At 50.3% G+C, this 19645-nt stretch carries 21 protein-coding genes; 3 read left to right on the top strand and 18 right to left on the bottom strand.

From position 1 onward, the window contains the following. Positions 1-19 precede the first annotated feature (19 nt). A complete protein-coding gene (aspS, locus tag ACN0UN_RS09260; protein ID WP_417659728.1) occupies positions 20-1786 on the bottom strand; it encodes an aspartate--tRNA ligase in 1767 nt (588 codons plus the stop codon). A 174-nt stretch (positions 1787-1960) separates the two neighbouring features. Here aspS and cmoA point away from each other — a divergent pair, with 174 nt between their 5' ends. Both cmoA and cmoB read left to right on the top strand, forming a co-directional pair. Further along, on the top strand, positions 1961-2692 hold the full coding sequence (gene cmoA, locus ACN0UN_RS09255) for a carboxy-S-adenosyl-L-methionine synthase CmoA (protein WP_417659727.1): 732 nt from the start codon (positions 1961-1963) through the stop codon (positions 2690-2692). Between the two features lie 27 nt (positions 2693-2719). Next, the gene (cmoB, locus tag ACN0UN_RS09250; RefSeq protein ID WP_417659726.1) at positions 2720-3700 is read left to right on the top strand and encodes a tRNA 5-methoxyuridine(34)/uridine 5-oxyacetic acid(34) synthase CmoB; all 981 of its coding nucleotides are present in this window, start codon (positions 2720-2722) and stop codon (positions 3698-3700) included. On the opposite strand, the gene galU is transcribed toward cmoB, so the two are convergent. The 16 genes from galU to ACN0UN_RS09170 form a co-directional block, all read right to left on the bottom strand. Then, entirely contained in the window at positions 3697-4584 is an 888-nt protein-coding gene (gene galU, locus ACN0UN_RS09245) for a UTP--glucose-1-phosphate uridylyltransferase GalU (protein WP_417659725.1), read from the bottom strand. The two genes, cmoB and galU, sit on opposite strands and share 4 nt — an antisense overlap. 11 nt (positions 4585-4595) lie before the next feature. After that, the gene (locus ACN0UN_RS09240) at positions 4596-6092 is read right to left on the bottom strand and encodes a peptide MFS transporter (RefSeq protein WP_417659724.1); all 1497 of its coding nucleotides are present in this window, start codon (positions 6090-6092) and stop codon (positions 4596-4598) included. 96 nt (positions 6093-6188) lie between these two features. Next, positions 6189-6920: a VacJ family lipoprotein gene (locus ACN0UN_RS09235; protein ID WP_417659723.1), complete on the bottom strand. Its 732-nt coding sequence runs from the start codon at positions 6918-6920 to the stop codon at positions 6189-6191. Positions 6921-6979: 59 nt separating this feature from the next. Continuing rightward, a complete protein-coding gene (gene ccmI / locus ACN0UN_RS09230; RefSeq protein ID WP_417659722.1) occupies positions 6980-8179 on the bottom strand; it encodes a c-type cytochrome biogenesis protein CcmI in 1200 nt (399 codons plus the stop codon). After that, entirely contained in the window at positions 8176-8655 is a 480-nt protein-coding gene (locus ACN0UN_RS09225; protein ID WP_417659721.1) for a cytochrome c-type biogenesis protein, read from the bottom strand. The genes ccmI and ACN0UN_RS09225 overlap by 4 nt, the downstream gene beginning before the upstream one ends. Then, positions 8652-9227, bottom strand: coding sequence for a DsbE family thiol:disulfide interchange protein (locus ACN0UN_RS09220; RefSeq protein WP_417659720.1), 576 nt, complete (start codon positions 9225-9227; stop codon positions 8652-8654). Before ACN0UN_RS09220 ends, ACN0UN_RS09225 begins: the two co-directional genes overlap by 4 nt. Next, positions 9214-11187, bottom strand: coding sequence for a heme lyase CcmF/NrfE family subunit (locus ACN0UN_RS09215; RefSeq protein ID WP_417659719.1), 1974 nt, complete (start codon positions 11185-11187; stop codon positions 9214-9216). The genes ACN0UN_RS09220 and ACN0UN_RS09215 overlap by 14 nt, the downstream gene beginning before the upstream one ends. Beyond that, the gene (gene ccmE, locus ACN0UN_RS09210) at positions 11184-11708 is read right to left on the bottom strand and encodes a cytochrome c maturation protein CcmE (protein WP_417659718.1); all 525 of its coding nucleotides are present in this window, start codon (positions 11706-11708) and stop codon (positions 11184-11186) included. Before ccmE ends, ACN0UN_RS09215 begins: the two co-directional genes overlap by 4 nt. Beyond that, a complete protein-coding gene (gene ccmD / locus ACN0UN_RS09205; protein ID WP_417659717.1) occupies positions 11692-11925 on the bottom strand; it encodes a heme exporter protein CcmD in 234 nt (77 codons plus the stop codon). The genes ccmE and ccmD overlap by 17 nt, the downstream gene beginning before the upstream one ends. Next, entirely contained in the window at positions 11912-12667 is a 756-nt protein-coding gene (locus ACN0UN_RS09200; protein ID WP_417659716.1) for a heme ABC transporter permease, read from the bottom strand. Before ACN0UN_RS09200 ends, ccmD begins: the two co-directional genes overlap by 14 nt. A gap of 1 nt (position 12668) precedes the next feature. Continuing rightward, the gene (gene ccmB / locus ACN0UN_RS09195; RefSeq protein ID WP_417659715.1) at positions 12669-13352 is read right to left on the bottom strand and encodes a heme exporter protein CcmB; all 684 of its coding nucleotides are present in this window, start codon (positions 13350-13352) and stop codon (positions 12669-12671) included. Beyond that, positions 13345-13989 (bottom strand): cytochrome c biogenesis heme-transporting ATPase CcmA, encoded by a 645-nt coding sequence (gene ccmA / locus ACN0UN_RS09190; RefSeq protein WP_417659714.1) that lies wholly within the window; start codon positions 13987-13989, stop codon positions 13345-13347. The genes ccmB and ccmA overlap by 8 nt, the downstream gene beginning before the upstream one ends. Positions 13990-14069: 80 nt before the next feature. After that, positions 14070-15998 (bottom strand): type IV pilus modification PilV family protein, encoded by a 1929-nt coding sequence (locus ACN0UN_RS09185; protein ID WP_417659713.1) that lies wholly within the window; start codon positions 15996-15998, stop codon positions 14070-14072. Beyond that, a complete protein-coding gene (locus ACN0UN_RS09180) occupies positions 15988-17085 on the bottom strand; it encodes a hypothetical protein (RefSeq protein WP_417659712.1) in 1098 nt (365 codons plus the stop codon). Before ACN0UN_RS09180 ends, ACN0UN_RS09185 begins: the two co-directional genes overlap by 11 nt. Continuing rightward, a complete protein-coding gene (locus ACN0UN_RS09175) occupies positions 17075-17686 on the bottom strand; it encodes a prepilin-type N-terminal cleavage/methylation domain-containing protein (protein WP_417659711.1) in 612 nt (203 codons plus the stop codon). Before ACN0UN_RS09175 ends, ACN0UN_RS09180 begins: the two co-directional genes overlap by 11 nt. Continuing rightward, entirely contained in the window at positions 17680-18207 is a 528-nt protein-coding gene (locus tag ACN0UN_RS09170) for a GspH/FimT family pseudopilin (protein ID WP_417659710.1), read from the bottom strand. The genes ACN0UN_RS09175 and ACN0UN_RS09170 overlap by 7 nt, the downstream gene beginning before the upstream one ends. Positions 18208-18275: 68 nt before the next feature. Between ACN0UN_RS09170 and ACN0UN_RS09165 the strand changes: the two genes are divergently transcribed. Beyond that, on the top strand, positions 18276-18659 hold the full coding sequence (locus ACN0UN_RS09165) for a type IV pilin protein (RefSeq protein WP_417659709.1): 384 nt from the start codon (positions 18276-18278) through the stop codon (positions 18657-18659). A gap of 5 nt (positions 18660-18664) precedes the next feature. Here ACN0UN_RS09165 and ispH read toward each other — a convergent pair whose 3' ends face one another. Next, positions 18665-19606 carry a 4-hydroxy-3-methylbut-2-enyl diphosphate reductase gene (ispH, locus tag ACN0UN_RS09160; RefSeq protein ID WP_417659708.1) on the bottom strand — a complete coding sequence of 314 codons (942 nt, stop codon included), beginning with the start codon at positions 19604-19606 and terminating at the stop codon, positions 18665-18667. Between the last annotated feature and the right edge of the window lie 39 nt (positions 19607-19645).

Raw genomic sequence — 19645 nt, 5'->3', positions numbered from 1 at the left:
CTCCTGGCTGAATAAATTATTAGTCGTTGTCCTTAACCGTAACAGCAACATTAAGTTCTGCCAATGCTTCAGGGTTAGCCACCCCAGGCGCATCTGTCATCACACACGCCGCAGTCGTAGTTTTCGGGAACGCAATCACTTCACGAATCGAGCTAGCGCCGACCATCAACATGACTAAACGGTCTAAACCGAAAGCGAGCCCGGCATGCGGCGGCGTACCGTACTTTAATGCCTCAAGCAAAAAGCCGAATTTTTCTTGCGCCTCGTCTTTGCCAATACCCAATATCTCAAACGCAGCTTGCTGCATCTCGTTATTGTGAATACGCACCGAACCACCACCCACTTCAACACCGTTTAATACCATGTCATAGGCATTTGAAAGCGCTTCTTCCGGGTTCGCTTTAAGCTGTTCAGGCGTAACACCAACTGGTGCTGTAAATGGATGGTGTATGGCATGCAAGCGGCCTTCATGCTCTTCAAACATTGGGAAATCAACCACCCACAATGGGCGCCATTCATCACTGACCAAGTCAAAGTCTTGACCCACTTTCAAACGCAGTGCGCCCATCGCTTCGGCAACCGTTGTTGCTTTATCAGCACCAAAGAAAATAATATCGCCGTTGGCTGCTTGCGTGCGTTCTAAAATAGCACTCAACGCGTCGTCAGGAATAAATTTCAGTACCGGTGACTGAATGCCGTCGCGACCCGCAGCAACGTCGTTAACCTTCATCCACGCCAAACCCTTGGCGCCATAAATACCAACAAAGTTCGTGTATTCATCAATGGTTTTACGCGAAATAGCCTCTGCTTTGCCCGGCACTTTCAAGGCCGCGACGCGCCCTTTCGGATCATTTGCAGGCCCAGCGAAAACCTTAAACTCAACGTCTTTTAATAAGTCAGCAACATCAACCAATTCCAGCGGGTTCCGCAAATCCGGCTTGTCACTGCCGAAACGACGCATCGCTTCGTGCCAAGTCATGCGCGGAAAGTCGCCTAAATCAACGTCTAGCATCGCAGCAAACAACTCACGAACCATTTGCTCCGTTACAGCCATCACCTGATCAGAACTCATGAACGAGGTTTCAATATCAATCTGGGTAAATTCGGGCTGGCGGTCTGCCCGCAAATCCTCATCGCGGAAACATTTAACAATTTGATAGTAACGGTCAAAGCCCGACATCATCAGCAACTGCTTAAACAACTGCGGCGATTGCGGCAACGCAAAGAATTTGCCTTTATGCGTCCGGCTTGGCACCAAATAATCACGGGCGCCTTCCGGCGTTGCGCGCGTTAGCATTGGCGTTTCAATATCCAAAAAGCCGCTGTCATCAAGGAAGCGACGCACCGCACTGGTTACTTTCGCGCGAAACTGAATATTGTGATTCATATTCGGACGGCGTAAGTCCAAATAACGGAAACGTAACCGCTGCTCTTCACTCACGTGTTGATTGAAATCAATCGGCAACGGCTCTGAACGACTAATAATCTCTAATTCGGTCGCCATCAATTCCACCGCACCCGTCGCCATGCTCTTATTCACCTGGCTTTCAGGACGAGCCCGCACAGTACCGGTTAATCGAATGCAGAATTCTTGACGCAACTTGTTTGCTGTTTCAAATAACGCCTGCTGATCCGGGTCAAACACCACCTGCACCAAACCGGTGCGGTCGCGCATATCGATAAAAATCAAACCGCCCAAATCACGGCGTTTATTCACCCAACCACAAAGAGTTACTGACTGGTCTACAAGGCTACTATCAAGCTGTCCACAATAATGGCTACGCATGGGATTGTCCCTAACACAAATTAAGAAATTACAAAGCAGCACATTATAACGGACTGGCGCTGATTGTCAGTAGTTGAAGCCGGAATGAAGCGCATCAATGAGAAAAAATTTAGTTTAAGCTCACCTTAGGCTAAAATGTCCCACCTGACCGTCAGCCAAAGATTAAACCTGTCTATGATAAAAAAAGATTCAATCTTCGCCGAGCCACTGCCACAAGTTAGCGACTTTGTTTTTGATCAAACCGTCGTGGAAGTATTCCCCGACATGATCAATCGCTCAGTACCTGGCTATCAAAGCATTCTGCAAGGCATCGGTCAGCTAACCAAACGCTTCGCCCAACCCGACTCGAATTTATACGACCTCGGGTGCTCGCTGGGTGCCGCCACCTTGGCGATGCGCCAAAACAGCCAACATTTAAGCGGCGTTACCGTCATTGGCATTGATAATTCGGCCGCCATGGTTGAACGCTGCAAGCTTCACTTGCAAGGTTACCGCAGCGACGTACCCGTAACTATCCGCTGCGAAGACATTCAGCAGTCAGACATCCGCGATGCGTCGGTAGTCACAATGAACTTTACTCTGCAGTTTGTGCCGCCGGAGCAACGCTACGACCTGTTGAAAAAAATCTATGACGGCTTAAAACCCGGTGGCGTGCTGCTATTAAGCGAAAAATTTCGTAGCAGCGATTCCCAAATGAATGACTTGCTCGTAGATATTCATCATGAATTCAAACGCGCCAACGGCTACAGCGAACTAGAAATTGCACAAAAACGAGCAGCCATCGAGAATGTGATGCGCGTCGATACGCTCGAGCAACACCATGAACGCCTGCGCGACATTGGCTTTCAACACACCCAAGTGTGGTTCCAGTGCTACAATTTCGCCGCCATGCTCGCGGTCAAGTAACTGGCCGTCAAAATAACCGGAGAAACCATGAACCTTTTTGCCAAAGACCTTATTGCTGTCGCAGATTCACCGCTGCAACACTGGCTAACGACGTTACCGGCGCAACTCGAAACTTGGCAAAAAGAACAGCAGCACGGTGAGTTGCCCAAGTGGCTGCGTTGTGTCGCGCAATTGCCTGAGCTCGCTCCGCAGCATGTCAGCCTAGCCGACACCGTGACCGTTACCAGCGACGATATCTCAGAGGGCCAACAAAACCGCATACGCGGGCTTATGATGCAGCTCACTCCCTGGCGCAAAGGCCCATTTAACGTGCACGGCGTACACATTGATACAGAGTGGCGCTCAGATTTTAAATGGCAACGCGTCGCACCACACTTAAGTAACAACGGCGACCTAAGCGGACGCCAAGTGCTAGATATCGGCTGCGGCAGTGGCTACCACCTGTGGCGCATGCTTGAGAGCGGCGCGGAACAGGTTTGGGGCGTTGATCCCGGCCAGCTGTTTATGGCTCAGTTTATGGCCATACGCCACTTTATGCCGCAAGAGCTCGCAGAGCGCGCGCATTGGTTTCCGCTAGGCGTCGAAGACTTACCCGAGCTGCGCGCTTTTGACACGGTGTTTAGTATGGGCGTGCTGTACCACCGTCGCTCCCCCATTGATTTTCTCACGCAGTTGCGCGCTCAATTGAAGCCCGGCGGCGAGCTTGTCTTAGAAACTCTGGTGGTAGAAGGCGACGAACATACCGTGTTAGTGCCCGGCGAAACCTACGCCAAAATGCGCAACGTATGGTTTATTCCAAGCACTGCTGCGTTACTGCATTGGATGGAGCGCTGTGGCTTTAAAAATGCCCGTGTGGTGGACGAGTCCGTCACCTCACTTGAAGAACAACGCGCCACCGAGTGGATGCAAGGCCAGTCATTAGCAGACTTTTTAGATCCGAACGATGCCACACGCACGATTGAGGGCTTCCCAGCCCCCCGCCGCGCAGTGATTATAGCGAATCGTTAATCGTTATTGGTTAACAGCCATGCCTTAAAGTCGTCAGCAATGGCCGGGTGGCGCATTGCATGCTCGACAAAAGCTTGTGCGTAGCCAAGCTTGTTACCACAGTCGTGACTGCGACCTTTCATGTAATACGCATTAACCGGTTGCTGCTCGAGCAGCATAGCCATGGCATCGGTTAATTGAATTTCATTGCCGGCACCAACGGGTGTACGCTCTAACAAAGCCCACAGGGCAGCAGGAAACACGTAGCGGCCAACCACAGCTAAATCCGATGGTGCTTCGTCTACGGGCGGTTTTTCAACCAAACGTTTTATCGGTGCTTGCGCACCTGGCTGCAACGCCACGCCATTGATATCAGCGATACCGTACTGATTCGTCAACGCATGCGGCACTTGCTCAACCATGACTTGGGCTGCGCCCGAGGCATTGAAATTTGCCACCATTTCAGCCAGGTTATCGCGGGCTAAGTCGCAGCTTGCTGCATCCACGAGTACATCAGGTAACACCACAGCGAACGGCTGGTCGTCAATCAATGGCCGCGCGCAAAGCACCGCATGGCCCAGGCCTTTGGCTTCGTCTTGGCGCACTGCCATAATGGTGACGTTAGGCGGGCAAATTGCCCGCACCTCGGTCAAAAGTTGCTCTTTCGCGCGCTTCTCCAGCATGTCTTCCAACTCATAATTCGAGTCGAAATGGTTTTCAATGGCCGCTTTGCTCGAGTGCGTCACCAAAATAATATCGGTGAGCCCCGCCGCGGCGCATTCTTCAACAATGTACTGAATTAACGGCCGGTCAACCAACGGCAGCATTTCTTTTGGAATTGCTTTGGTTGCTGGCAGCATCCGAGTCCCTAGACCTGCCACCGGAATTACAACTTTCTTTACCATGCTTTACAGTCCTATTGTTTTTTTGCTTTGTCGCCTAAGCCTTCATGCTCGGCAACTGCTTCAAGTTCTTGCTCAACACCTTCAACTGCGGTGGTTGGTGCAGCGCGTTCAGCACCGTGCATCCAGTTCACCAGCATGCCAGAAATCAACCACAGCACCACGGCAAAGAACAACAGCCCTACCGCGACACCGCCAAACACAACAAGTAGTCCTGAGTATTGTGCTTCAAGGCCTATCGATTGAGCGAGATTAATCGAGAACGAATACTTGTCTGCTTCTTCGCTAAATGCACCAACCATACCGGCTAAATAGCTGGCGATAGCAGGCATTAAGAACCAGATACCCATAACCAGTGATGCGAGGCGTAACGGTGCCAATTTGGTCATCAATGACAAGCCAACTGGTGAGATACAGAGTTCACCTAAGGTATGGAACATGTACGCAAGTACCAGCCACATCATGTTGGCTTTACCGGTTACCTGAATTTCGAACAAGCCGAGAATCAAGAACACGAAACCAATTGAGGTAAGAATTAGGCCAGTAAATACTTTAATCGGCGCGTCAGGGCTCTTATCTTTTTTGTGTAACCACATCCACAAAAACGAGAATACTGGCGCAAACAACAAAATAAATAATGGGTTTAACGACTGGAAGTAACCTGCTGGCACTTCGGTGGTACCTATCATCCGATCCGTGAAACGGTCAGCATAGATATTCATTAAGCCGCCCGCTTGCTCAAAGGCTAGCCAGAATACGGTAACAAATACGAACAAGAACAAGATAACGCGTAAACGGTCGTGTTCAATTTTGGTCAGTGGCTTTTTCACACCACCAGCGGCGTCACGATCTCGTTTAGCACCGGGTACTTTACCGATATCGCCAAGGTATTTTTGGAAAAACAGGCCTTGTGTGATTACTGCAAGTGTCATACCCACACCGGCGGCGAAGTAACCCCAGCGCCAACCGTAATCTGCACTTTCGCCCAGCGTTGAGGTAATCAAAGGCGCAATAAATGCACCGAGGTTAATCCCCATATAGAAAATTGAAAACGCACTATCACGACGGGCGTCGCCTTGCGTATACAGGTCACCCACAATGGTGGAGATATTCGGCTTAAATAGACCGTTACCGGCAATCAAAATACCTAAACCAACGTAAAACAACTCAATGCTATGTGGTGTTGCAGCGAATAAGGTAAATTGCGCTGTCGCCATTAACAGGCCACCAAGCAGAATTGACTTTCGTTGGCCTAAGAAATTATCTGCCAACCAGCCACCAATAAGCGGCGTAAAATAAACCAAGCCGGTATACATACCGTACAGCGACAACGCTTCTGCGTCGGTCATACCAAAACCAGGGTTTGCGGCTTCAGTTGCTGCAACTAGGGTTAAAACTAATAGTGCACGCATACCGTAGTAAGAAAAGCGTTCCCACATTTCGGCGGTAAAAAGCACATACAGGCCCTTTGGGTGACCCCAAAGTTCTGACTTAGAAGGCGCCTGGCTCATAAATATTCCTCAAGTAATTTAGTTATAGTTATTAAAGTTATAAAAGTGACTGGCTTTTATAACGCAGAAGCCTTGCGCGGCGCAAGGCTTCAGGGGTTAAAACTGGTCGTAAAAATCTTCGTCCAGCTCTTCCTCTTCAGGGGGAGCTGGTGGATTACCGTCGTAAACTTTGTCTTGCCAGCGCTGGAAATACGACTCTTTTACGAACGAATACGGATCCAATGAATCTTCCAGCATCGGTTCAAGTTCCATCACTTGAATGCGCGCTTCCAAGCCTTTAATCACCCAGCGCGCCACGCTTGTCGGCCCATTGAGGTTATCAAGCGGAAAGTACATGCCATCAACCACGTCGCCGCCACGATCGACCGGTACGGTAGGCCCCATAGCTGGCAACATCAAATACGGGCCATCACCAACGCCATAGAACGCCAGCACCTCGCCAAACCCCTCTTGTCGACGGTTGATTCCCATTTCTGTTGCGACATCAAATACGCCCAAAACGCCGACGCTGCTGTTAATAGCAAAACGCCAAAAGCTTACACCTGCATCAACGGCTTTTCCCTGCAGGGCGTTATTAACAATCGATGACACTTCATCGAGGTTTTCAACGGCGTTAAGCAAACCGGTGCGAATTGGTTGCGGCACCTTGCTGTAGGCTTTCGCAGTAGGGCGGAGTACAGCATCGTCCAGTTCTTCGTTAAAGTCCCATACCTCGCGGTTGACTTGTTCGAACGGATCGCGCTCATCGGCCCAAGTATCTTCTTCGGGTGTGGTGGCGCAACCGCTTACCAGCAAGGCAACTGCAGCGATGGCTAACATTCGTTTCATGACTACTCCGATGTCCGTTATTCGTTAATCGTTAATCGTTGATCGTTATTCGTTAATGGTTATTGAATTTTCAGCTCTACCTGTGTGGTAGACGGTTCAATAATCACGGGTTCGGCATCAAAGTCGCCGGGTGCCGCATCAATTTGTTCATCAGCAGATATACGCGCCATCACCTGCCATTGGTTCAACTGACTCATGCGATAGTCAGGCAACATGGCATTGGCATCCGATAAGGTCACGGTTACCGGAAATTCCCCTACAGGTTGACGAATCACCGCTGCTGGCATGCCAGGCCCTTCGGGTGCGCGCACATATACAAACAATGTCGCGCCTGCGGGAATTTGCTCGCGTATCGCAGTTGAAACGGTTACCGTCACCGTGAGTTGCTGCTCAGTTGCTGATAAACGTTGCTTGGCATCAGCAACCGCCGTTGCAACTGGCTGGTAACGTTCATCGGCTTCTGGAATTTGTTGCAACAGCAATTCCCACGCAGTAATTGCTTGTTCCCAATCGCCGCGCTGAAACGCCACAAAACCAAGCAGTGAGAGTGCCTCTTCGTTTGCGGGCTCTTGTTCTAACACACGTTGCAGCTTACGCGCTGCTTCTGGCATGAAACTTTCATCGCCAGTTTGCAGTAACAATTGCGCGTAACTCAGTAAGGTACCAACGCGATTCGGTTCAATGCTTAATGATTTCTTATATGCATCAATCGATTGCTCCAGTTGCCCTAAGGCGCTCATGGAGCGCGCATAAACCAACCATGCCACTGCATCATCAGGCTCTTTCGCTAAACGCTGACGCAGGCCCAAAGCGAAAACCTCCAGTTCTTCGCGCGTGGTTTGCGCGTCACTGTTGGTTAAAACCTTTTTGCCCAGCTCGGGCAACCGCTCTAAGGCATTATCTGCCTCACGTTGCAGGCTCCAACTGCCAAACAAACTATAAAGCGTTACCGTAAGTACCACGATAACTATCGCTGGCACCCATATATGGCGCCCTACTTGCTGATCGTGCACCTGCTCTAATTCCGAGTTTTCGGTAACAAAACGCTTATCCAGTTCAGAATTAGCACGGTTAAATGCATTTTCGTTCAGCAGGCCATCTTCACGTTCTTGCACCAGTTCAAGCTTACGCTGTTCGTACAATTCACGGTTTACGTCAAGTCGCGTGCGCTGTTGATCACGCTGCCGCCGACCGATGAGCAAGAAAAATAGCCCACCTGCCAATGCCACAGCGATAATTAAAGCGATATGTACAATCATGACGACTTATCCTGTTGTTTACCGGCGCGTAACGCATCAAGCTGTTGTTGCTCCTGCGCACTCATTTCCACTTCAGCATTATTGCGCGCACGAACGCGCACAAAAATAACGCCTGCACCGATAACAATCACCAACAAAGGGCCAATCCACAACACCAGCGTGCTTAGCTTCATTGGCGGGCGATAATACGCGAAATCGCCGTAGCGCGCGACCATGTAGTCAACCACATCTTGCTTGCTAGCACCTTGCTGAACCATCAAATAGGTTCTGTCGCGCAAGTCTTTTGCCAGCGCCGCATCGGAATCACCGATGGTTTGGTTTTGACATTTCGGGCAGCGTATTTCGTCAATGAGTTCACGAAAAAGCGCTTCTTTTTGCGGGTCGTCAAATTTGTAGGTTTCCAGATTCACCGCATGGGCCACACTGATAACAGTCACGCATGCCAACACAGCAGCCAGCCACAATGAACGTATCATGGTGTACCTCCTGCCGCAGTGTAATCCGCCATTAAACGCTCATATTGCGGCCCCAGCACGTTATTCCAAACCCGCTCGTTGACGTCACCTACATGGCGATACACAACTTCACCCGCGGCATTAATTAAAAAGGTTTCCGGGGCGCCGTATACACCGAAATCAATCGCAACCATGCCACGCTCGTCAAACAGATTAACCTGGTAAGGGTCGCCCAGCGTATTCAGCCAATTGACTGCTTTTGCACGTGAGTCATCTTTGTAATTTAGCCCAACAATGTACACATCCTGCTCAGCTAACTTGTTTAAATACGCGTGCTCAGCACGGCATGTCGGGCACCACGTGGCCCAAACATTCATCAACATCGGGCGGCCTTGCAGCACGCTTTCAGTATGAATTTTTTGGGTATCATAAATATCGGGCAGTTCAAATTGCGGCACCGGTTTACCCACCAACGCCGAACTGAGTTCGGTCGGGTCTGAAAATAAACCACGTAAAAGAAATATCGTTAACCACAAAAAAGCTAACAGGGGCAGCGCTAACACCACCCAACGCAATCGACTACGCTGTGCCATAACTACCTCGTTGTTTGCGTTGTGAACGGTAGCGCTTGTCGCTCATCGCCAGCGCGCCACCTAGGGCCATAATAATTGCGCCTAACCAAATCCAGCGCACAAATGGCTTAATGTAAATTCGTACAGCCCACGCATCAGGGCTGTCTGCATCTTGCAACGGCTCACCTAACGCCACATACAAGTCACGTAAGAAACCTGAATCCAGCCCCACTTCGGTCATGCTCATACGTTGTACCGTATAAAAACGCTTCTCAGTAACCAAGTCGGCTATCTTGCGATCGTTTTTATATACCGAAAATTCTGCATGGTCGGCAATGTAGTTCGGCCCCTGCTGTTCGCTTAAATAATCGAACTGGAAACGATACTGTTCAATCTGCACCGACTCGCCCGGTGCTAACCTTACATCTCGCTCCACCTCGTATTGGCTTACCGCGGCAATGCCAACTAACGCCACTGCGAAGCCCAAGTGCCCCAGCACCATGCCCCAGTGGCTGCGGCCCAACTTGGTTAAACTCGCCAAACCCTGACCACGCTGCTGAATTCGTTGTTTCAACTCGGTGAGTAGCGTTAACACAATCCATAACGCCATCACCAAGCCAAGTACCGTAATGGCAATCACTTGATCAGCCAGCAGATACGGTAACGCCAAGCCTAATCCGAGCGCCAGCACAAAGGCTAATATCAAGTCGCTACGAATGGCTTTGACTTCCTGCCGCCGCCAGCGGAAGAGCGGCCCAAGCCCCATCAGAAATACAAACGGCACAATCAGCCAGGTAAACATACTGTTGAAGAAGGGTTCGCCAATTGAAATCGAGCCCAAACCAAGTTCTTTATGCACCAATGGCAACAAGGTACCGAGCAGCACCACCAAGGTGGCCGCCATCAATAATATGTTGTTGCCGAGCAGCATCACTTCACGTGACACCGCTTCATATTTCGTATGGCTGTTCACTGCACCTGCGCGCAGTGCAAACAGCAATAACGAACCGCCAATAACCACGGCGAGCAATCCAAGAATAAACAAGCCACGCGCTGGGTCAGTCGCAAACGCGTGCACCGACACAATCACGCCAGAGCGCACCAGAAAAGTGCCTAGCAAGCTTAAGCTAAATGCGGAAATAGCCAGCAGCACGGTCCACGATTTAAAGGCACCGCGTTTTTCAGTAACCGCCAATGAATGGATTAAAGCGGTACCCACCAACCAAGGCATAAAGCTTGCGTTTTCAACAGGGTCCCAGAACCACCAGCCACCCCAGCCAAGTTCGTAGTAAGCCCACCAACTACCCAGCGCAATGCCGACAGTTAGAAAACACCAGGCTGCTGTTGCCCAAGGGCGCGACCAACGGGCCCATGACGCATCCAACTTGCCACTAATTAATGCCGCAATCGCGAACGCGAAGGCAACCGAGAAACCAACGTACCCCATGTACAGCAAAGGCGGATGAACAATCATGCCGGGGTCTTGCAGCAACGGGTTTAAATCGCGGCCATCAACCGGAATAAGCGGCAGCGCGCGGTCGAACGGGTTCGACACACTCATCATAAATAAATAGAAGCCGATACTTATCAAGCCTAACACCGCCAGCACGCGCGCCATCATGGTCAGCGGCATACGGCGTGAGAACATCGCAACGGCGGCTATCCAGCCCGCCTGCATCAGCATCCACAGCAAGAACGAACCTTCGTGCGAACCCCATACCGCAGTAATGCGATACGCCAATGGCAATGCGGTGTTCGAGTTATGAGCAACGTACGAAATACTAAAGTCATTAACGATAAAGCCGTACGTTAACGCCGCATATGAAAGCGCGGTGAACACAAACTGACCATAGGCCAGCGGCCGCGCCAACAACATTGCACCGCTGTGGCCGCGCCACGCGCCCCACAACGGATAAATCGCTAACAATACAGAAAACGCCAGCGCAACCGCCAGCGTCAATTGACCAAATTCAGCAATCATTCGTAATTCCCCGACTCTTTTTTATCGTCATTCGAGTCGCTATCAGAACCGGTATAATCCGGTTGGTTCGGATTCACGTGCTTAATGCCCTTCATGGCCTCTGCCAATTCTGGCGGCATGTATTCTTCGTCGTGCTTAGCCAACACCTCGGTGGCTTTCAGTACACGCGGCTCAACCAGCACACCTTGCGCCACAATGCCCTGACCTTCGCGGAATAGATCCGGCAAAATCCCGGTATACAACACGGTAACTTCCGGCCCGGTATCGGTAACTTGAAAACTGACTTCTAACGTTTGTGGGTCGCGTTTAACCGAACCTTCAACCACCATACCGCCAACCCGTAATCGTTGACCAACTTCAGGGCGTATCTTGTCGGCGCCTTTGCCTTCAACCATTTCTGATGGGGTATAGAATAAATCAATATTTTGCGTTAACGCATACAGAATCAAGCTTATCGCGGCGGCTACGCCAATGATTAAAGACAGCACCCATGCGAGGCGTTTTTTACGACGTGGAATCATCAGTACTCTTACTCCTACTACGCTCTTGCTGTTTACGACGCGCCAACCGCTGTTGCCGCTGCTGTTCTTGAACGGCCATGCGTGCCAACGTTTTCTTGGTGAGCAACCCGTGCACTACCAATATACCTAACGCTAAAATTGAGACGCCGAACGAAAGCCACACATAAAATCCGTAGCCATCCATCCAAATCACTTCTTGCCAACTATTGAACGCCATTGTTGGCCTCCACACCCAATTGCTGCATAGCCCACGGGCGGTGCAGCTCTTGCTTTAATATTTCATTACGTAAACGCTGTGTGATCAGCGCAGCCGTTAGGAACAAAAAGCCAGCGATGCTTACTAACAACGGAATCAACATTTCCGGCGGCATCGAAGGTTTTGAAAATTTGGTGATGGTGGCGCCTTGGTGCAACGAGTTCCACCAATACACCGAAAAATGAATAATCGGCACATTCACCACGCCAACCAACGACAAAATGGCTGCCGCCTTGGCCCCAGTGCGTGCATCATTAAATGCGTAATACAGCGCCAACACACCGATATAAAGAAACAACAAGATCAATTCCGATGTGAGCCGCGCGTCCCACTCCCACCATGTGCCCCACATGGGTTTGCCCCAAACGGCGCCAGTAAACAACGCGACGAAGGTTAGCACCGCGCCAACAGGGGCAATTGCAGCAATGGCCCATTCAGCTGTGCGGATTTGCCAAACCAATGCAATCAGCGCAGCAATGGCCATGCCAGTGTAGGCGCCCATCGAGAACATGGCGGCCGGTACATGAATAAAGATAATTCGGTAACTGTCACCTTGCTGGTAATCGGGTGGCGCATAAAACAGCCCCCACACCAAACCCACGGAAACCAAGATGAACGCCAAACCGCTCAACCACGGCAACCAAGTACCTAACAGTCGAAACGTTGCTTCGCCTTTGGCGTATGGATGTAACCATTTCCACATATTAATTCACGCTCACTCGTATTGCTGCAGCCACCGCCAGAGGCGCTAACGTTAGCGTCAGTAACATTAACCCTGCCAATAATACCACTTGCCCGTATGCAGATGTACCCACTAGCGTACTTTCAACTGCCGCAGCAGCAAATATCAACAAAGGGATAAACAACGGCAATAACAACAGACTCAACAGCGCACCGCCGCGCCCTAAACTCACTGTGAGCGCTGCTCCCACGGCAGTCATAGCACTCAACATTGGGGTACCCACTAAGAGTGTGAGCATTAACGTGCCCCAAGCTTCAAAGGGCAGTTTTAATAATAATGCGCAAAGCGGCGCTAAGATCACTAGCGGCAACCCGCTTAGCAACCAGTGCACCACAATTTTACCCAGCGCAAGTGCCGGAAGTGGCGCCGGCAGCAGCACCATTTGCTCAAGGTTGCCGTCAAGAAAGTCATCCCGAAACAAACGCTCAGAACCAAGTAACGCAGACAACAACGCCGCCACCCAAATCACGCCCGTGGCAATGCGCCCCAAGATATCAGGCCCCGGCCCAACGGCCAGTGGGAATAAAGTGACCACGATTAATACAAATAACAGTGGATTAATCACATCACTGCGCCGCCGCAGCGCTACTGCTAAATCACGCCGCATCAGTGTTTTTAATATGTGCCACGTGCTTGCGTTATTCATAACCAAGCGCCTCATCATGAGGTTCGATGCGTATTTTTTGTAATCGTTCCCCGGGCCAGGTTAATCGTTGATGCGAGGTAAGCAACAAGGTGCCTCCCTGGTCAATATGATGTTGAAAACGCTCGTGGAGCAATTCAATCCCACGGCTGTCTAGCGCGGTAAAGGGTTCATCAAGAATCCATAACGATGCTGTGCTGTACCACAAGCGGGCAAGCGCAACTCGGCGCTGTTGCCCCGCAGAAAGTTGCTGGGCTGGAATATCTTCTAACCCCAATAACCCAACCGTTTCAAGCAGGTGCCACGCATCAACATGTTCGGCCCCATCGAATTGACTTTGATAATGCAGGTTTTCTAACGCGGTAAGTTCAGCTTTTACGGCAGGCTTATGACCAATGAACAGGGTGTTACGTTGCCACAGTTCAGGGTCTTCATGCTGAGACTGGCCAAACAACAGTACCTGCCCCTCTTGCGGACTCAAAAGACCGGCGATAATTCGTAGTAGTGTCGACTTGCCAGCACCGTTGGGGCCTTCAACGTGAAGAATTTCCCCGGCGCAAAGTTGCAGCGAAAGCGATGAGAAGAGCGTGCGTCCCGCACGAACCGACGTGAGTTGTTTCGTTTCAATAACAACAGACATTGGAAGTTAGGCAACCTATCGGGTCAACAAAAGTGACCCGATAGTACCACAGGTTTGCAAGGCCATATAAGCCTCACGTATCAATTTTCGTCCATTCGCACGTTATGTACTTCGTTCGTACTTAAGTTAACAACGGAGACCGACGAAGGCGTGAACGTAAAACCAGCCTTGGCAAAATTAATCGTCGTTGACGTGCCCGCCGGAATACCATTACACGCGTACGAACCTGTATCGGCATTACCTTGTTTCGAGAAACTACAGGTTACATTCACGCCGCTAACACTCACATCACGGTAGTGGGTGTTCTTACATGGCTGCCCGTTAAACTGCAGGCAATAAATCTCACCGGTTACGGAGTACAACGGTGTCGTTCCCTCCGACGCATCAACAGTCACATTGACAGTGCTGCTGAGCACGCTATCTTCTAGCGGATGTACGGGTAGACTACCAAGCACACTGGCATTCCCTAAGTTGGCATCCATCGTTACAGTCGCTATACCCGCATCGCGCGCGCTGACACGACCGCGGCTGTAGGTACCATAATAATTCAGTTCTGGGTCCACAATGGTTTGAACGGGCTCATTGGTAATGTCAGCCACGGGTTGATTCGATGTTTCCCATGCTCCCAATAAGGTTAGGTTAACCTCATAAAAAGGCACCATTGAAATCCAGTCGGCTTCGTTATTCAAGATTGCCGTGCGCACCGTTTGCAGGTGGTCCGCTGACATATCGTCCAAATAAATACCACGGCCTATCATTTGATACGAGCCTGGCGTCACAGTAATATCACGATCCGAAGGCGCTGCTGGCAACGCAGAATCCATCACCAAAGATTTAACCACTTCCCGCACATAACTCGTATACGTGGCTGCACCACTTGGATTTATCAGATAATCTGCCGAAGTTACCGTCACCGCGTCAAACTGCCAATCAGGGTACATGGCGTACCATCCGTCGATACGCCGCATGCGACACGACTCTTCGTACACATTGTTCGAGCCTTGGTTCGCTTCAACTAAAAGTCCGCTAGCGTCGCGATAAAAATGGCGATGGTTACCATTTTGCTTACGTTGCGTATCTTTCTTAAAGATATTTCCTTCATTAACCATGGTTCCGTTGTCATGGTGGTTTTTACAACATTGTTCACATAGCTGCGGCTGCCCACTAACTGCTGGATTTAACACGCCAGTCATTTTGGTGGTTTCCGCACCGCCATTTGGGTCGAGCACTAAACGGTCGTCTTTTAGTATCAAACGGTGTGGGGTAATCGAGCTCGACTCAAAGCCAGTGAACATGCATGAGCAATTGAGCGTAATAAAGTCTTCGACCCGTTGCGTCTGCGTCGCTTCATCGTAGGTTACCGTATCAAATCGCACGGTTAGCCGTTCACCGCTGCGAAAAACTGTTGGTGTGGGTCGTGTCGTTTCCTTGACTTGGTAACTCAGCGCCGTGTCGTCTTCGGTTAGCTTTACCGCAATAACTTCAGGCGCGGCACCCGGGTTATAAGTAACACTCGGCTCATTACGTGGTGGCGGTGTGGTCACCGCTAAGCCACCATCGCGCATCGCGATGCGGCCTAACCAACCTTCTAAGGTTAAAATTTGATCTTCACCACCACGCATTTGCCAAGCAACATCAATGGTTACCATCTTGGCATCCGGTGCAGGTGGCAATGGGTTAGGTAAGTCTGGATCTCCCGTCGTGCGCCACAGGCCGTCAAAATATTGCGGTGCAACAGCCCAGCTTACGGCATAGGTTTTGTCATCGCGCAGCACGTTATCGGTACCCGACGCGATATCTTCAAACAGCTGGAACCTGAGCTCTTCCAGACGTTGCTGCGCAATCTCTAATGCTGCAGAATGCTCAGTTGCCCGGGTTGAGCTTTGCATAAAGGTACGTTGCAAACTCACCAACCCGGTCACGCCAACGGCGATAATCACCAGCGCTACTAGTACTTCCACAAAGGTAAAACCACGCTTACGCGGTGCATATGCTAGATTAGAAATCACGCCAGCTACCTCCCACTCGAGTCACTCGCTTAAATGCATCATTGTTGACCAAATTGGTCAACACTTCTTCATGGTAGCGCACTAACAGCGTACCGTTAGATAAATCAGGGTCGAAATTCGCCATCACCGCGCCATTAATGGTCGCGCCGCCGTTTAACTTCAAGGCGTGGTTCAACGTGCTACCGGGCGTTCTAAACGCAAACACCATGCCATTAATTTCCGTACTACCGTTAATTAACAAGCTTCCGTCTTGAATCACCAGAGCAACAGGGTTTACGGTAGATCCAATATCGACTGTCGGTGCACAATCACCGATGACCCAGATTAAACCTGTAGATGCCGGCCCAACGCTGTCACAGCCATTAACAATCGCTGTGGCTGAGTCACGTAAGTCCTGCCACTTAGGTTCGGACACACCAAATAAATACTCCAACAAATCATCGGGGAAATTCGGGTCATTATCGAGAATATCGACACCATGTTCGCCACGCTCACTAAAAGGTTGGGATGAACAATTGCCTTCGGTATATTCTTGCTGCCCACAGGTGGTGCCGCTTCCGTTGATATCAACATCACCTTCGGTCCAAATTGATAGCGGTACGCCATCGCCACCGCCGTTAGGATTGGCCACCACCTCAAAGTTACCTGAAACGTTCATACTCCCTTTAATTGCTACCGGCGTATCAGGGGCCGAACGAATCATCGGTAACACCGCAATCTGTTGCTGCACGGTGCGTGTAGCGCGAGTGTCCGCCGAGTTTGCTGTTAGTACAATATCGACAATTTCCACGTCGCCACGAATGGTTTCTTCAAACAGTGTGCTTGCTAGAATGGCTGAATACTGCGCGCCGCCAATAGTTCCAGCAATGGTTCGATTCAAGTCTGAGCGGTCACCGTCGACTTCCATAATAACTTGCTCAATGGCTGCATCAGCAACCAGCGATGCTTCTTGCATGCTGGCATGGTTGCGCATAATACGTTGCTCTTGCACTTTAAATCGCGCGGTATAAAGCGTGACCAAAATAATAATCGACAATAACAACACAGTCAGTGTGATGGTGGCGAAGCCTGTTTGTTTAGAATGCATTGCGAAGCACCACCTCTGTTGCAAGTTCACGTGATATTTGAGCATCGTTTGGCAAGGACACCACCATTAAAACTTCGACAACCTGTTCGTTCACTGCATCGAGCATACGCTCGGTTAAAACAAATTCTAAAACATCCACTTGAATGAGGTCTGGGCTGGTTAAGCCTTCCCAACCGGCATCGCCGCATGCAGCCCCTGCCTGGCGGCGCTGTACCTGGCCATCGCGCAAGCGATAACCAAATCGCTCCGGGTCGCCGTCGTGCGTGCTGCTGCTGTTGGCATCGTAATCAAACAATAAGCAACTGGCCGCAACTTCACTAGGATGTTGCGAAACCACAATCGAATTGTTAAAACCGGTAACCGCATTATCCGGGTCTACCACCAATAAGTGGGCGTTGCCGCGATAGCCAGCCCGCCGTAAATCGCCAACCAGTAAATCCATGACAGCCGTTGACTCTTCCTGCAGCTGGCTCAGTTTTAAGCTGCGCGAGTTGGTACCCAAAGTGGCAGAGAACACAGAGGTTAAGGCGGCCATCAAAATCAAGCCCAAGGTAATCGTGATCATCAATTCAACTAACGACAAGCCACGTTGCTTTAACATGCTGGATAACTCCCCACGCCGCCTACCTGGCAGTAACGCAAGCGTCCGAGTTGACTTACCACCACCCGAACCTCTTGCTCAATAACATTATTATTACTTTTTAATTGATAGCTAACAGTGCCCGCATTACCCTCAGCTAAGCCACGCATGGCATCAAACCGTGTGTGGTCTCCTGCAGAGAAAGCGGCCGATGCAAAAGTGACGCCAGAATACTCGTTTCCGTTTATTTGCCGCAATACGCCATCAATAGCGCAGTCTTCCGTTAAACAATCGCAATCAGCGTTGTCAGCTACTGCCGCACACCACTGGCCGTTCAGGTTATCCCAAACCACAAAACGGTTCTCGCCACTACTGAGTGCATCCGAACGGGCATACTGCAGTAACGCATAGGTGTCTTGAGCAGCGCCTTGCAAGCGCATGGTGCGCGCTAAATCAATAGTCGCAGGCACACCCCAACCCAGCACAATACTGAGAATTAATAAGGTGACGATAAGCTCGAGTAAAGTAAATCCTTGACGCATTGCGTTTGTTCCAAAATTATCGTACTAATGAGCAGATGCATTAATCATAGTATAAACAGGTGGAATAAATGCAAGTTGAAAAAAAGTTATCTGGCATGACACTCATCGAATTAATGATTGTGGTAGCAATTATAGGCATCATTGCAGCAATCGCCTACCCGAACTTCACTAACTACGTGAAACAGGGCCGCAGGGCAGACGCCATGGGCGAATTGATGAAATTACAGATGGCCCAGGAAGAGTACAGATTACGTAATGCCAGCTATGCAACTATAGCTGATTTGGGCTTTACATCGTCAAGTGAGTTTTACACTTTCAGCGTTACCAATATAGGCGCAGAAACCTATACGTTAACGGCTACAGCAACCGGAGCCCAAACTTCGGACACCGATTGCGCCACGATGAGCATTAATCAAAACGATCAAAAAACGCCAGCTACCTGCTGGCAGTAACGTCGTTAGAGTTCGACGACTCGCAGTTCTGGGGGAATGGAGAAAGTAATATTTTCTTCACGGCCACTGCGCTCTTGCGCCGTTGTGCCGCCCCAAGCTTGCAATTGCTTCACCACGTTACGCACGAGCACTTCAGGCGCTGACGCGCCGGCGGTGACACCAATATTCATTTTACCGTCCAACCATGCTTTATCGATGCAGGTTGCATCATCAATCAAATAAGCTGGGGTGCCCATTTTTTCAGCAAGTTCGCGCAAACGGTTGGAATTGGAGCTATTACGCGCGCCAACCACCAACAATACATCAACCTCAGCAGCCAACTCGCGCACGGCATCCTGACGATTTTGAGTGGCGTAGCAAATATCGTCTTTGCGTGGCCCTTGTACCTCAGGGAATTTTTCCCGCAAGGCATCAATCACATCAGCGGTATCGTCAACGGATAACGTGGTTTGGCTCATGTAATGCAGTTGCGTTGGGTCTTTAACCGTTAATTTGGCAACATCATCAGTCGACTCGACTAAATAAATACCGCCCTGAGCGTTGTTGTACTGCCCCATGGTGCCTTCTACTTCCGGATGCCCCGCATGGCCAATCAATACACACTCATGCCCTTTACGGCTGGCACGGGTCACTTCCATATGCACTTTTGTCACCAATGGGCAGGTTGCGTCAAATACGCGCAATCCGCGGTCTTTCGCTTCTTGACGCACCGCTTGCGAAACACCATGTGCTGAGAAAATCACAATACTGTCGTCCGGCACTTCGTGCAGCTCATCCACAAATACCGCACCGCGGTTTCGCAACGAGTCCACCACATATTTGTTGTGCACCACTTCATGACGCACATAAATAGGCGGTTCAAATATCTCTAATGCGCGCTCAACAATAGTAATCGCCCGGTCAACACCGGCACAAAAACCACGCGGATTCGCCAACACAATATTCATAAAAACTCCAACTACGATATTAGCTATTGGATATTAGAT

The organism is Pseudidiomarina sp. (genome assembly GCF_048267825.1).
GTDB lineage: Bacteria > Pseudomonadota > Gammaproteobacteria > Enterobacterales > Alteromonadaceae > Pseudidiomarina.
Note: the sequence above shows the minus strand (reverse complement) of the source record. Positions and strands in the feature narration are given on the sequence as shown.

Bases quoted from the DNA above. Each gene is read 5' to 3' on its own strand.
- ispH (WP_417659708.1), bottom strand. From the start codon at position 19,606: ATGAATATTGTGTTGGCGAATCCGCGTGGTTTTTGTGCCGGTGTTGAC.
- cmoA (WP_417659727.1), top strand. From the start codon at position 1,961: ATGATAAAAAAAGATTCAATCTTCGCCGAGCCACTGCCACAAGTTAGC.
- ACN0UN_RS09220 (WP_417659720.1), bottom strand. From the start codon at position 9,227: ATGGCACAGCGTAGTCGATTGCGTTGGGTGGTGTTAGCGCTGCCCCTG.
- ACN0UN_RS09215 (WP_417659719.1), bottom strand. From the start codon at position 11,187: ATGATTGCTGAATTTGGTCAATTGACGCTGGCGGTTGCGCTGGCGTTT.
- ccmI (WP_417659722.1), bottom strand. From the start codon at position 8,179: ATGATTGTACATATCGCTTTAATTATCGCTGTGGCATTGGCAGGTGGG.
- ACN0UN_RS09235 (WP_417659723.1), bottom strand. From the start codon at position 6,920: ATGAAACGAATGTTAGCCATCGCTGCAGTTGCCTTGCTGGTAAGCGGT.
- ACN0UN_RS09175 (WP_417659711.1), bottom strand. From the start codon at position 17,686: ATGTTAAAGCAACGTGGCTTGTCGTTAGTTGAATTGATGATCACGATT.
- ACN0UN_RS09240 (WP_417659724.1), bottom strand. From the start codon at position 6,092: ATGAGCCAGGCGCCTTCTAAGTCAGAACTTTGGGGTCACCCAAAGGGC.
- ACN0UN_RS09225 (WP_417659721.1), bottom strand. From the start codon at position 8,655: ATGATACGTTCATTGTGGCTGGCTGCTGTGTTGGCATGCGTGACTGTT.
- ccmB (WP_417659715.1), bottom strand. From the start codon at position 13,352: ATGAATAACGCAAGCACGTGGCACATATTAAAAACACTGATGCGGCGT.
- ACN0UN_RS09165 (WP_417659709.1), top strand. From the start codon at position 18,276: ATGCAAGTTGAAAAAAAGTTATCTGGCATGACACTCATCGAATTAATG.
- ccmD (WP_417659717.1), bottom strand. From the start codon at position 11,925: ATGGCGTTCAATAGTTGGCAAGAAGTGATTTGGATGGATGGCTACGGA.
- ccmA (WP_417659714.1), bottom strand. From the start codon at position 13,989: ATGTCTGTTGTTATTGAAACGAAACAACTCACGTCGGTTCGTGCGGGA.
- ACN0UN_RS09200 (WP_417659716.1), bottom strand. From the start codon at position 12,667: ATGTGGAAATGGTTACATCCATACGCCAAAGGCGAAGCAACGTTTCGA.
- aspS (WP_417659728.1), bottom strand. From the start codon at position 1,786: ATGCGTAGCCATTATTGTGGACAGCTTGATAGTAGCCTTGTAGACCAG.
- galU (WP_417659725.1), bottom strand. From the start codon at position 4,584: ATGGTAAAGAAAGTTGTAATTCCGGTGGCAGGTCTAGGGACTCGGATG.
- ACN0UN_RS09180 (WP_417659712.1), bottom strand. From the start codon at position 17,085: ATGCATTCTAAACAAACAGGCTTCGCCACCATCACACTGACTGTGTTG.
- cmoB (WP_417659726.1), top strand. From the start codon at position 2,720: ATGAACCTTTTTGCCAAAGACCTTATTGCTGTCGCAGATTCACCGCTG.
- ccmE (WP_417659718.1), bottom strand. From the start codon at position 11,708: ATGATTCCACGTCGTAAAAAACGCCTCGCATGGGTGCTGTCTTTAATC.
- ACN0UN_RS09170 (WP_417659710.1), bottom strand. From the start codon at position 18,207: ATGCGTCAAGGATTTACTTTACTCGAGCTTATCGTCACCTTATTAATT.